Below are 13,296 nucleotides of genomic sequence, written 5' to 3'. Positions count from 1 at the left end.
ATCCTGTAGGTACTCAGATGACAGATTTTATTCGCGTTTACGACAACGCACTCTCAACTGACTTTTGCGATTCATTTGTGCAGCAGTTTGACCAAAGCCCTCACCTAAAGCAAGGGGTCACGTCTGGTGGTGTCGATCTAAGCAAGAAAATTAGTCACGATCTGTATTTAAATGCACACCCTGAGTACGCACAGACTTTACAACACATTCAACAAGTCACCGCACAGCATGTGTTCAAGTATATTGAAGAACACTTCTTTATGATGATCGGTGCATTTGGTTTAAAGGTGTACCACCCAAAAACAGGGCAACCTGTTGACTTAACTGTCGATAATTTCGAAGAGGTTGGTAAACCACAAATTCATGTGCTTACGCAGCAGCTGTTTCGTTTAGGCAATATTCAAGCGCAAAAATACCAAGCAGGAAAAGGCGGTTATCCATACTGGCACAGCGAGGTTTACCCACAAGTCGGTCATAATGAAGCTCTTCATCGCGTGCTGTTATTTATGTTTTATTTGAATGATGTTGAAGAAGGTGGAGAAACTGAATTTCACTACCAGAATAAAAAAATAGCCCCTAAAAAAGGCGCTATGGTTGTCGCACCGGCTTATTTCACTCACACACACCGAGGCTGTATTCCAGTTTCTAACGATAAGTATATATTGACGTCTTGGGTACTGTTTAACAGAGCCGAACAAATCTATGGGGCGCCACCAGAGCAGGCTACTATGTAAGATTGACCTTGGAAGAAGCCCTAGTGGCCTCTTCCAATAAAGTCATACCAAGCTTCTAATAACTCAACAAAATCTTCAAAACCACAGGCTGCCATTAGGCCATGCTCGTCGAGCTCAAGTGCATCATCTTGATATTGCGCTAAGTCATCGTTGTTATGAAATAAGCTATGCGCTTCAAACAATGCCTCTTGCTCACACAACTTAAAGCGTACTTCTTTGCCCAGTCTGACCAAAGGCGTATTTAATGACTTAATATTACGACATTGCGCGAGTAAGTCTTTAACTTCATTGTGAGCCAGCTCTTCGTTAAACCAGCGACCAATTAAAGCTTGTTCATCACTGATCTTGACCCTGAAACCACTGATTGGGTCACGAATAAATTGATACTCCATAAGACTGTCTCTCAAAATTAATAAACTTATAAACAAAGAATATTATACTTTGCATGGCATAAACTGCCCAGCGACTTGAGCTTTCATAGCGTAAACTGGATAATTCACGCTCCGACACCACTTCGAGTAGATATGAACCCAATTGATATTCTGTTCCCGCTGATCTTCGTGGTCACCGCTGGGTTTATTTGTGCCAAAATACAATTTTTATCCTCTACCCATTTTGAAGGGCTGCGCACCTTTATTTTCAATTTGGCCATTCCCGTTTTTCTTTTTCTTAGTATGTACAAAGCCGATTTACAACAGGCATTGTCACTCAACCTACTACTCAGCTTTTATCTACCTGTGGTGCTTGTGTATTTTGCAGTATGCATTGCTTTTAAAGCGCTTGGTAAGCTATCACTGGCTGAATCTGCGGTTCTTTCGCTTTCTGGGTGTTATTCAAATACGGTATTAGTTGGCTTGCCCATCATAATCATGGCACTTGGTGAGCATTATGGCGCATTGGTGTTTATGGTGATCACTTTTCATAGTGCACTCTTATTTGCATTGACCTTTGCTTTAAGTAGTAATGTGAAAGGGAGCTTGGGTGAGTTATTAAAGCCTTTACTGCTCAATCCTGTCGTACTGAGTATAAGCTTAGGTATTGTGGCAAATGCCATGTCAGTTCCACTTCCTACAACACTCATCAATGGGCTAGATTTACTAAGCGAGCCAGCAATCGCAGGGGCGTTATTTGTGTTAGGTGCAAGTTTAAATCAATATTCGGTGAAAGAAGCTTGGAAAGGCGCATTAATAATCAGCGTTATTAAACTCGGCCTGCTACCCGCCGCTGTCTTTTCTTTTGCGACTTGGGTGTTTAGCCTACCAGCAGCGCATGTTGCCGTTGTCACTCTGATGGCTGCATCGCCATTGGGCGTGAATGCTTATTTGGTCGCAAGGCAATTAACCGTAAAACAAGATGTTGCTGCCAGCAGTGTTGTGCTCTCAACACTGCTCAGCGTCTTTACTCTAAGTATATGGTTGCTAACGCTCGTACCGTGAACGATAGCTGGTGTATTTCGCTGCATCTATGATTGCCCATAAGTGTGCAACCGCTGCAATAATCGCTGGAAGTACTAAGAACCAAAGCGCATAACCACCAAACACAATGATTGCAAAAATAAGTGCTGGAATAATACGACCTTGTACCAGCTGGCCTAAACCTGGAAAAAATATATTACAAATTGCGGCGATTACATTACCGCCTGAACCTTGTTCTGCCATGGTAACCTCTCTTATTTAAGATTTCTATTATTAACTAAACAGTAATCGTGCCAAAAATATTAAACCATACAAATCAAATAGTTAAACAAATCACTTTCTATTTCAAAGTTATGAAAGTGGTTTAATAAGCCATTTATTGGTTTTTTTACTCACTTTATTGGGCGTCATTTAACATACTGAATTTTAGATATAAATAGTAAAGCAGTCCATTCGATATTTAGTTATGCTTAATAGATAACAAAGCACAAGGTTAATGTCTTGATAGCTAAAAGAATAATAACAGGATTTCATCATGCTTTTTAAACTCTCTCAGCCCGTTACTAAATTGGTCGAACGTTACTTACCTGACCCCTACGTTATCGTACTTTTATTAACACTGGTTGTATTATCACTCAGCATTACCTTAACTCCTTTTTCATTTGAGCAAGCCGTCACATCTTGGGGCCAAGGCTTTTGGGCATTGCTGACCTTTGCGATGCAGATGTTAATGGTACTCGTAGCGGGCTTTATGCTAGCTAGTACGCCTGTTTGTAAGTCTCTGCTTGATAAACTCGCGCAAAAAGCCAGCTCAGGCTCTACGGCAATTGTCATGGTGACCTTAGTATCTATGCTTGCCAGTTGGATAAACTGGGGGTTTGGGTTGGTTGTTGGGGCATTATTTGCCAAAGCGCTCGCTCGCCATGTACAAGTCGATTACCGCGTATTAGTCGCCAGTGCCTATTCTGGTTTTATTGTTTGGCATGGTGGGTTATCGGGTTCAGTGCCCTTAACCATTGCAACAGAAGGCCATTTTTCTAGCGACAGTATTGGGGTTATTACAACGCAAGATACCCTGTTTTCGCATTTTAATTTAATTTTAATGGCCGTATTACTGGTTGTGCTTCCTCTTCTTAATGCGTTACTACTTCCGCCTAAAGACCAACAAATCATTGTTGAGAAAGAAAAGCTTGAAGAAAAAAAGACTGCGGTTATTTGCATCAATACCCCAGCTGAAAAACTAGAACACAGTAAGTTACTCGGCATACTCATTGGCACCTTGGGCTGTGGTTATATGGGTTATTACTTTCTTGCGCTCGGTGGTGGGCTCAATCTAAATAGTGTGATCGGCTTATTCTTATTTTTGGCTATTTTGCTTCATCAAACGCCTGCTAACCTTCTTAAAAGCTTGCAAGAAGCAGTGAGCGGCGGTGCCGGTATTATTATTCAATTTCCGTTTTATGCTGGGATCATGGCAATCATGAAAGACTCTGGCCTCGCTCAACAAATTTCCGATATCTTTGTCTCAATGAGTAGCGCTGACACACTGCCGTTTTGGAGTTTTATTAGTGCCGGCTTAGTGAATATTTTTGTCCCTTCAGGTGGTGGTCAATGGGCTGTGCAAGCCCCGATTGTTTTACCTGCAGCGATAGAGCTAGGCGCTGAGATAAACCGAGTAGCGATGGCTGTTGCTTGGGGTGACGCTTGGACTAACCTCATTCAACCATTTTGGGCATTGCCTGTGCTAGCAATAGCAGGCTTAAAGGCCAAAGATATCATGGGTTTTTGTCTGATCCAGTTAGCAGTGAGTGGCATTATCATTGCGGCAATACTCACCTTCACTTAAATATTGCACAGTGATTGAAAATATGTCGCCGTAAAAATCATCAACGGCGACATACATACTTAATTAGATAAGATCTTCATTGGTAAGCTTAAAATCACATTGTCTGAATCTGCAAAGTGCATCATCACTGCAATGTGCCCTACAGCTACAACCACATACATCAGCGCTGAGACAATCTGACCATATCTATCAAGGGGTAACAGATGAGAAATATGACGCTCACGCCACTCAAACACTATCTCCAAACTGCCTATAAAGATAAAAAACACCAGTAGCATCAAACCAAATGTCCAACTGATATAAAGCCCCAGTAACACACCACCAAAACAGGCTAGGAGACCCATCCAAGAACGCATAGAGAAACTGATACTTTTTAGTACGTGACCGCCATCCAGAGGTAGAATTGGTAATAAATTAAATAAGTTAAGTAGTGCACTAAGCACGGCGACACCGGCAAAAATCTCCATATCTGTTACGTAATACAGCACCACCCCCAACACTGAGGTAATTAAGCCAAATGCAGGCCCCATTAAAGAGATCACCACATCTTGCCAACGGGTTGTAATTTTTTCATCACTGACAGCTAAGCCACCTACGAAAGGAATTAAATAGATCCCCTTCGTCTTGATACCAAAGTACTTCATCGCACGAACATGACCATATTCATGTACCACCAAACAGGCAATGATCATCAGGGCAAACTCCAATGAGAATAACCATGCATAGCCTGCTACTGACGCTCCCGCAAGCGCAGCCTTTACGACCTTGGCACTCTTGAAAATTTTAAAGCTAAGCATCGCTAACCCCAACCAGCCTCGCTTACTTTCAGCTTGTTGGTGAGGCACTTCGAGCCACTGTAGCGGTTGCGCATTTACAGAGACACCTAGCAGCCCTTGTGCAAGCTGTGAGGTATTAAAGTTCACTGCCCGTCCGTTTATCTGACAATTTTGTAGATGCTCAGATTCCGATTCAAGTACTAAGGCTTGTTGTTGATGAAAAACTTGAATGATTTGTTGTTGATTAAAAATCAGAGAAATTGGCTGTCCAGCCACGTTAAGTTCGATCCGAGTCATGACGTTAAAACTAAAGTTTTTTTCTATTATCCCAACAAACTCTAACAGTGACAAACCATCATTTTTTGATCTCGATTTGGTCATTTTTATTTCGCTGTTCTAAACTTAAATATCCTAACCAATTTCAGGGAGTGATTTATGAGCTTTAAAGCACAGCGTATTTTGGTTGTTGATGATTCACAGGCCATTCTCATGGTCATGCAGGCAATTTTGGCCGAGCTCGGCGTTGAGCACGTTACTTGTTGCGAGTCAGCACAAGCCGCATTGTCACTAATAGAACAACAACCTAAAGCCTTTGATGCCATTTTTACAGATTTAAACATGCCTGAAATAGATGGCATGGAACTGATCAGGCAAGTCGGCCAGAAAGGCTATCAAGGCGGCGTGATTATTATCTCTGAAATGGATCGTCGCATTATTGACCTCGCGTCAAACCTTGCTAGACAGAATCAAGCATTGCTCTTGGGTAATATTGCCAAGCCGATACAACTCGTTGAAGTAGAAAGGCTGCTTAAAAAGCTCAGCACCCTCTCTCGGCCTCAGACAGCAGATGGACAACTCATCAGTGAAGCTGAGCTATTACATGCACTGAGTAATAGTGAGATCACCCCTTTCTATCAACCTAAGGTAAATCGTGCAACTCAACAGATTGAAAGCCTTGAAGTGCTGGCTCGCATTGTATCTGAGCAGCACGGTTTTACTGTTTTGCCGGCAAGATTTATTGATGTTGCAGAAGATTTAGATTTAATAAACTTAGTGACATTTCAGTTGTTTGAAAAAGCCACGGCTGAATATGAAGCGTTGAAAGAAGAGCTGCCTCATCAATGTAAATTGGCATTCAACTTATCGCCGATCCAATTAGAAGATATGAATTGCCCGGCAAAGCTGTCTTTATTACTTGAGTTAAATCACCTTCAGCCAAGCGATATCATTTTAGAAATCACCGAACAAAAGCCCCTTGCAAGCGCCAATCAACTTGAAACGCTAAATCGCTTAAGAATGAAAGGGTTTGAAATTTCTCTCGATGACTTTGGCACCGGCTTTACGAATATTAACCAGCTAAAGTCTCTGCCATTTACAGAGATTAAAATAGACCGCTCTTTGATCACCCACATAGATACAGATTACTTTTCACAAGTTATCACCAAGAGCTTGGTCGATTTAGCAATCAAAGAAGGCTTTAAAGTCGTGGCTGAAGGGGTAGAAAGAATAGAGGAATTACAGTATCTAGAGCGATACAAACATGACTTATTGATGCAAGGCTTTTTGATCAGTCGCCCCAAAGCCAAGAATGAGCTTATTCGCTGGATCCACTCTTGGCTTAGAATGACAAACTTTAATTCTTAGGCTGATCTTCTTCTGTATCAGCTTCTATTAAATGAGAGTGGCCGTCGACACGATCACGCCATTTTTGTTTTGCGGCTTGTTGCATATTGGTCGATTGCTCACGCTCATCAACAATATCCATGCCCATTAAAGATTCAATCATATCTTCTAGGGTAACAATACCTTGCACATCGCCGTATTCATCAATGATCAGTGAAATATGAATACGCTTTTCAAGCAATGCTTGGAACAACTCTGGTGCACCTAATGTTTCTGGTACGGTATAAATTGGCTTTACTAGCTTACCGATTTTGTAGTCTTCCCCTAAGCGATGGAAGGCCAACATAATGTCGTTCTTATGCACGAAGCCAATAATGTCATCGGTATTCTCTGAATAGACCAAAATACGAGAGAAAGATACCGAGCCATGCTCAGATAAATACTCGTTTACCGTCATATCTTTGTGCACTTTAAAAAGCACAGTTCTTGGCGTCATGACGTTTTCAAGCTTGGCATGCCTAAACTGCAACAAACTGCGAATAGTTTCACTTTCTTCTTGCTGAAGTGCTCCTGCCTCGCTACCCATTTCAGCCATAGCCTCAATTTCTTGACGAATAAAGTGCGCTTCGTCTTGTTTTGAGCCAATTAATTTAGTGAGCTGATCTGATAACCACACGAACGGTTTTAGGATTCTAACCATCCAAGTTAAAGCCAATGACACAATTGGTGTTAGTGCACGCCAATAAGTTGCGCCTAGCGTTTTAGGAATAATTTCTGAAAGCACTAATACTAATAACGTCATCACAGCAGACGCAATCCCCACAGCAGCATCACCAAATACAGCAGCCGCTTGTGCACCAACACCCGCGGCCCCCGCTGTGTGCGCAACCGTGTTTAAGGTCAAGATAGCTGATAATGGCTTATCAATATTGTCTTTTAAACCCTGCACTCGCTGTGCGAGTAGCGGTTTATCTTTTTTTAATATCGCTACATGACTTGGTGTAATACTGAGTAACACCGCCTCCATCACCGAACATAGAAATGAGATGGCAATGGCCAAAAACATGTAACTGAATAACAGAAACAACCTAAACTCCTTAATTTCGCAGACTCTCGCGACTTAATCGCAACTCTGCTGAAGATTTAATTTGATGTGCTATATTGGGGCAATTATTTTCCCTACAATAGGTGCATCAATGAAATTAACAACGGTCGCCACTTTACTATTTTCGGCACTCTCTACGCAACTTGTCGCAGCAGAGTTAGACGCAAATAAAGTAAAGTTTATTGGACCCCTTGCTGATACAGCAACAATCAAGCCAAATAATACGCCTTACCAAGCTACCATCATTAATAACTTATTACCTAAATTACAAAGTGATTCAAAAACACTGTCGGTATTAGGTAAAAAAGTGACTTGGCAACCACTTGGTGACATGAATGACCTAACGATTGCAGGTCTTCAAGCGATTAAGTTCAACTTCTCTGCAGAGCGCTTTGTGCAAGGTAAGTTAAAGCTTAATGGTATCGAAAAAGCACATGTATTTTTAAATGGTGAAGCCTTATCTGGCAGTAAAGAATACGACATCAATGCGGTTACGGGCGATCACCAAGTTGTTATTGTGGTAGAACAAGCTGATGACTGGAAAAAAGTCTCGCTAGAATATCTACCCAAAGCAGAGCATGACGTTATTACACTGACGACAAAAGAAACTCGCGCGCTTTCAGCTAAGCAACTTTTTGATGCACCAACGATCAGTTCTGTATCGATTTCTCCAAACGGCGAATACTATGTTGTTACTGAGCGTCATTACCAGAGTAACCATGGTAATAAAGCCATTAATAAAACAACCTTAACCGATGAAGAGGGTAAAGTGCTTTACCGCTTTGACGGACTATCAGCAAATCAAATTAAATGGCGTGCAGATAGCAAACAGGTTGTATTTGTTCGCAATAAAGCCGTTACAGTTTTAAACCTTAAAGACTTAGAAGAGAAAGTGGTCGCTGAACAACTAGATGGCGCATATGGCTTCCAGTACTTCGACAACAACACGCTTGTATTTGCTTGGTCTAAGTCAGATAAAAGTAAGCACACATTAGTTAAACACTTCAGAGGGTTAGAAGACCGCTGGTCTTATGCACGTAATAACAGCCAAATCTTCATGTTAGACATTAACTCCGGTTTTATTAACCCAATCACTGAAGGCAAGTTGAGTCACTCATTGGCCGATTTTGATAATGAAGCAGGCACAATCTTAGTGACGCGTAACCCTAGCGATTATGCTAAACCGCCTCACATGCTGACAGAGCTTGTAGAAGTTAATTTAAAAGACAACCAGCAGACTGTACTTGGTCAATACCGCACATTTAGCTCAGCAAAGTATGCTGATGACGGCATCTATGTGGTTGCAGGCCCTGACTTTGCAAATGGGTTAGGCCGTGCTATTCCTGAGAATATGCTTGCAAACAACTACGATGGCCAGCTTTATAAGCTAGACCGTCAAGGTAAAAATGCCAAAGCATTAAGCAAATCATTCGACCCTGCTATTGGTTCAATGCAAGTATTGCGCAATGATGATGTCGTGATTAAAGTGACTGAGCGTGATACGCAACAGCTGTATTTATACGATGAAAGCAAAGCACGTTTTACTAAGCTCAAAACAGGCTTTGATGTCGTTGGCAGATTCAGCATTTCTGACGAGCGCAACCCTGACTTACTCGTGACTGGCACACAAGCATCTCACCCTCAGCAATTAAAACGCTTAGATATTTCTAAAAACCGCGCTAAAACACTGTGGGATTCAAAAGCACTTGCTTATGACAATAGCGAAATTGCAACCCTATCTGAATTTAACTTCACTAATAAAGAAGGCGTTGAGATTAAAGGTCGTGTATACACGCCTCACAACCTAGATGAAAGCAAGCAGTACCCTGCACTAGTTTACTATTATGGCGGTACTTCTCCTGTATCACGCGGTTTTACCGGTCGTTACCCATTTAACCTATGGGCAGCACAGGGTTATGTCGTGTATGTGCTACAACCAACTGGTGCGACTGGCTTTGGTCAGGAATTCTCTGCTAAGCATGTGAATGCATGGGGTGAGTACACTGCAAACGATATTATCGAAGGCACTAAAAAGTTCTTAGCTGCACACCCTTATGTGAATAAAGATAAAGTAGGTAACTTAGGCGCATCTTACGGCGGCTTTATGACTATGCTACTTGCGACTAAAACGGATTTATTTAGTGCGTCGATCTCTCACGCAGGTATCTCAAACATTACTTCTTATTGGGGTCAAGGTTGGTGGGGCTACCTATATTCAGGCGAAGCTTCGAAAAACAGTTTCCCGTGGAATAACCCTAAACTTTACTCTGATCACAGCCCAGTTTTTCATGCTGACAAAGTAAACTCGCCTTTATTACTTATCCATGGTGACGCTGACACCAATGTGCCTCCAGGTGAAAGTCACAACATGTACACGGCACTTAAGTTGCTTGGTAAAGACGTAGAGTTGATTGAGTATAAAGGCACTGATCACCAAGTATTTGCCCGTGACCGTCGCTTCCACTGGTGGGATACAATGCTCGCTTATTTTGATATGCACTTAAAAGATCAACCACAATGGTGGCAGTATATTTATAAATAAGTATGCATATATTATGTTCACCTTAGGGTATGCACTCTAAGGTGGACCATTTTAATCACCCTTAACAGAACCAATTGCATAAATGTTTATGCAATTGTTACAAATTGTCATTATTCACTTCTCAGCAATGTTTTCACAGTGCTAATATATACATAATTATTGAATAGATAGCTGACCTATGAGTATCAAAGTATTATTAGTAGAAGATGATGAACTTTTAGCAAAACGCATTATAAGCCATTTTGCTGAAACAGAATTTAGCATCGAAATTGATAGTACCGGTGCAACTGCATTAGCCAAAGTCCAGCAAGCAACGCAAGCTCAAGAACGATTTGTGCTGGCTATCGTCGATATTGTTTTACCTGCCACTGACGGTTTAGCATTAGCGAAAGAGCTCAATACCTTGACAGATATTGGTGTCATCATGCTATCTAGCAGAGATTCTCAAGCTGATAGGATCGCAGGCTTGGCACAAGGTGCTGATGACTATGTTTGTAAGCCAGTTGACCTACTCGAGCTTGAATTGAGAATGCGTGCTTTGTGTAAGCGTTTAACGATTGCAAATGATGACGATGAGTCTGAAGAGTTTATTGAATACTCAGATTTCAAACTTCATCCTGATAATCGCACTTTGATTAATGGCGCAGCGGAAGAATCACGATTAACTGAAGCTGAGCACAAAGTACTTATTTGTTTAATCGCCAATGCAGGCAAGGCGACTTCTAGAGAAAAAATTTCAGAAGATATCGGCCAACCAGACTGGAGCCCGAGTGACCGAACTGTTGACGTACTCATTGGTCGCTTGCGTAAGAAGCTAGGCGATGAAAAAGAACAAAAACGCATCGTTACGGTTCGCGGTAAAGGCTACATGCTATCTACTTAATACGCGGTTAGCTGAGCGAGTAATCGCTCAAAAGCACGATAACTTAGTGCCTCCTTTAGAGAGGCTAAATCTATATCCTCCTGCAAGTTTAAATCTGCAATAGTACGCGCCACCTTTAAAACCTTATGATATGAACGTGGTGACAAAGCCAATTTCTCGGCCGCTTTCCCCAGAAACATAGCATCTGCTTTTGATAATGCACAATGTAATTGCAGCTCTTTGGTTGATAACGCTGCGTTGTTTTTTTCTTGTCGTTGATAAGCAAACTGAACGGCTTTTTCTACCCGCATACGAATGTCAGCGCTCGATTCTTCAGGCTGAGTAGACTGAAGCTCTTCAGTCGTTAACCTTGGTAATTCAACTTGCAGGTCTATTCTATCTAAAAATGGCCCTGATACTTTTGATAGATATTTTAACACTTGGTCAGGTGTTGCCCGTTTATCGCTATGATGCCCAGTTGGGCTGGGATTAAGTGCCGCAACCAACTGAAAATTTGCAGGAAAGTCGACCTGCCTAGCAGCACGAGAAATAGTGACTTGGCCCGTCTCCATCGGCGTTCTCAGCGAATCTAACACCTTTCTATCAAATTCAGGCAGCTCATCTAAAAACAAAATACCATTATGCGCCAATGATATTTCTCCAGGCTTAGGGTTGGACGACCCACCAACTAATGCAACTGCTGAGCAAGTATGATGCGGAGATCTGAATGGACGGTTTAACCAGTTTTGATGTGTGACCGACTGCCCTACTAGAGAGTAGACAGCAGCAGTTTCAAGTGCTTGCTGCGTTGTCATTTGAGGCATAATTGTTGGAATACGTTGAGCCAACATAGATTTACCGGTACCAGGCGGCCCCAAGAAAAGCAGGTTATGACCACCTGCCGCAGCAATTTCTAATACCCTCTTTGCTATTTTCTGACCTTTCACATCACTCATATCTAATTGCTCAAGAGCCTGTTCAGAAACATGGTCGTAAATAATATTTAAAGAGAGTGATTGCTGCCCATGCAGATCCAGCCAAATTTCTTGCAAGCTGGTGACGGCTTTTCTATTTGACTGAGATACTAAACTAGCAAGCTGATCGTTACCTCTCGGGATATAAGCAACATGATTTTCTTCAGTCGCCGCCATAACCGAAGGCAAAATCGCAGTAATAGCAGAAAGCTCACCACTTAATGCAAGCTCCCCAAAAAATTCAAAATTACTTATCTCTGTATTTTGTATTTGACCAGAAGCAACCAAGATCCCAACGGCAATTGCGAGGTCATATCGTCCGCCTTCTTTTGGCAAATCTGCAGGCGCTAAATTTACTGTTATACGTTGGTCTGGGAACAGAAAGCCTGAATTAACTAGTGCAGAACGAACTCGTTCCTTAGACTCTTTTACTGAAGTTTCAGGAAGGCCGACAATGATAAAAGCAGGAAGCCCATTGCTTAGATGCACTTCAACCGTCACTTTAGGTGCTTTGACACCCACTTGCGCACGGGTAAGAATTTTTGCTAAAGACATATCCTTGTCCCTATCAGTTAATATTTAAAAACGTGTATCACCCAGTTGTAACGCATCGCCATTAATCGAACAACTAAGGTAGTTAACATGCCAAACAACATGCTTACTTCTATCGCTATAGAAAAAGACATTAATTGAGTATAGACGATCCCACCTAAAATACAGGTAATCGCATAGAGCTGACCTTTTAAAAGCAAGGGGATTTCACCTGCGAGTACATCACGGATCACCCCACCAAAACACCCTGTTAGCACTCCCATAATCACCGATGTTGTAGCTGGCATACCGATAGAAATGGCTTTTTGTGTGCCCATCACAGCAAAAAGTGCCAAACCGAACGCATCTGCCACCTGTAAGAATTTACTAGGTATTTGCTTTTGCTGATTCAAAACAACAATACTGATCAACACAGCACTAAAAATAGCAATAAAATAGCTTGGATCATGCAGCCAAAAAACAGGCTCATCTAAAATAATATCCCTCAGCGTTCCGCCACCAATACCTGTTACCGCAGCTAGCACGACAACACCAAAACCATCTAAATGCTTTTTATGGGCAATAAGGGTCCCAGAAATAGCAAAAACCATGACACCGAGTAAGTCGAACCAATGGATAAGATCACTCATTAAAATTCCTGAAAATAGATAGATATGAAAAGCTAATTGAAAATGAATTATAAATTAATTTTTTAAATATTGAAGCAAGGTGCAAAAGGTTACCGACGGCGAACGTAGTGAGGACGATTCTTTTGCGCAAGGAGAAAAGAGCTAGTGTAACTGGAGTTGAGGGGTATTAACTAACGAGCGCGAAAAGTGTTTCAGAATGAAAAGAGTGACTGCTGTAAAGGCTGCTCACTTCACCTTG

The 13,296-nt window shown here is 41.8% G+C and carries 12 protein-coding genes; 6 read left to right on the top strand and 6 right to left on the bottom strand.

Annotated features, from left to right (window positions below; all coding sequences use genetic code 11):
* The first annotated feature begins 17 nt into the window (after positions 1-17).
* A complete protein-coding gene (locus ACGHEH_RS17405) occupies positions 18-734 on the top strand; it encodes a 2OG-Fe(II) oxygenase (RefSeq protein WP_390447874.1) in 717 nt (238 codons plus the stop codon).
* A gap of 20 nt (positions 735-754) precedes the next feature.
* Here ACGHEH_RS17405 and ACGHEH_RS17400 read toward each other — a convergent pair whose 3' ends face one another.
* Positions 755-1,126 carry a YacL family protein gene (locus tag ACGHEH_RS17400; protein ID WP_390447871.1) on the bottom strand — a complete coding sequence of 124 codons (372 nt, stop codon included), beginning with the start codon at positions 1,124-1,126 and terminating at the stop codon, positions 755-757.
* 132 nt (positions 1,127-1,258) lie between these two features.
* Here ACGHEH_RS17400 and ACGHEH_RS17395 point away from each other — a divergent pair, with 132 nt between their 5' ends.
* Positions 1,259-2,170 (top strand): AEC family transporter, encoded by a 912-nt coding sequence (locus ACGHEH_RS17395; RefSeq protein WP_390447868.1) that lies wholly within the window; start codon positions 1,259-1,261, stop codon positions 2,168-2,170.
* Here the strand turns inward: ACGHEH_RS17395 and ACGHEH_RS17390 are convergent.
* Positions 2,153-2,392 carry a hypothetical protein gene (locus tag ACGHEH_RS17390; protein WP_130255620.1) on the bottom strand — a complete coding sequence of 80 codons (240 nt, stop codon included), beginning with the start codon at positions 2,390-2,392 and terminating at the stop codon, positions 2,153-2,155. The genes ACGHEH_RS17395 and ACGHEH_RS17390 overlap by 18 nt on opposite strands.
* Before the next feature lie 292 nt (positions 2,393-2,684).
* On the opposite strand from ACGHEH_RS17390, the gene ACGHEH_RS17385 reads away from it, so the two are divergent.
* Entirely contained in the window at positions 2,685-3,995 is a 1,311-nt protein-coding gene (locus ACGHEH_RS17385; protein ID WP_390447865.1) for a short-chain fatty acid transporter, read from the top strand.
* A gap of 59 nt (positions 3,996-4,054) precedes the next feature.
* Here ACGHEH_RS17385 and ACGHEH_RS17380 read toward each other — a convergent pair whose 3' ends face one another.
* A complete protein-coding gene (locus ACGHEH_RS17380) occupies positions 4,055-5,068 on the bottom strand; it encodes a site-2 protease family protein (protein WP_390448192.1) in 1,014 nt (337 codons plus the stop codon).
* A gap of 138 nt (positions 5,069-5,206) precedes the next feature.
* Here ACGHEH_RS17380 and ACGHEH_RS17375 point away from each other — a divergent pair, with 138 nt between their 5' ends.
* Positions 5,207-6,415, top strand: coding sequence for an EAL domain-containing protein (locus tag ACGHEH_RS17375; protein WP_390447863.1), 1,209 nt, complete (start codon positions 5,207-5,209; stop codon positions 6,413-6,415).
* On the opposite strand, the gene ACGHEH_RS17370 is transcribed toward ACGHEH_RS17375, so the two are convergent.
* Positions 6,405-7,481: a CNNM domain-containing protein gene (locus ACGHEH_RS17370; RefSeq protein WP_390447860.1), complete on the bottom strand. Its 1,077-nt coding sequence runs from the start codon at positions 7,479-7,481 to the stop codon at positions 6,405-6,407. The two genes, ACGHEH_RS17375 and ACGHEH_RS17370, sit on opposite strands and share 11 nt — an antisense overlap.
* Before the next feature lie 109 nt (positions 7,482-7,590).
* On the opposite strand from ACGHEH_RS17370, the gene ACGHEH_RS17365 reads away from it, so the two are divergent.
* Both ACGHEH_RS17365 and ACGHEH_RS17360 read left to right on the top strand, forming a co-directional pair.
* Entirely contained in the window at positions 7,591-10,041 is a 2,451-nt protein-coding gene (locus ACGHEH_RS17365; protein WP_390447858.1) for an alpha/beta hydrolase family protein, read from the top strand.
* Positions 10,042-10,219: 178 nt separating this feature from the next.
* On the top strand, positions 10,220-10,924 hold the full coding sequence (locus ACGHEH_RS17360) for a response regulator transcription factor (RefSeq protein ID WP_138481679.1): 705 nt from the start codon (positions 10,220-10,222) through the stop codon (positions 10,922-10,924).
* Here the strand turns inward: ACGHEH_RS17360 and ACGHEH_RS17355 are convergent.
* A complete protein-coding gene (locus ACGHEH_RS17355; RefSeq protein WP_390447854.1) occupies positions 10,921-12,432 on the bottom strand; it encodes a YifB family Mg chelatase-like AAA ATPase in 1,512 nt (503 codons plus the stop codon). The two genes, ACGHEH_RS17360 and ACGHEH_RS17355, sit on opposite strands and share 4 nt — an antisense overlap.
* Positions 12,433-12,449: 17 nt before the next feature.
* Positions 12,450-13,058: a trimeric intracellular cation channel family protein gene (locus tag ACGHEH_RS17350; RefSeq protein WP_390447851.1), complete on the bottom strand. Its 609-nt coding sequence runs from the start codon at positions 13,056-13,058 to the stop codon at positions 12,450-12,452.
* Positions 13,059-13,296: the final 238 nt, after the last annotated feature.

Source organism: Pseudoalteromonas sp. MTN2-4, assembly GCF_042848605.1.
Lineage (GTDB): Bacteria > Pseudomonadota > Gammaproteobacteria > Enterobacterales > Alteromonadaceae > Pseudoalteromonas.
The sequence above is the reverse complement of the archived record's forward strand: the minus strand, read 5'-3'. Positions and strand labels throughout refer to the sequence as shown.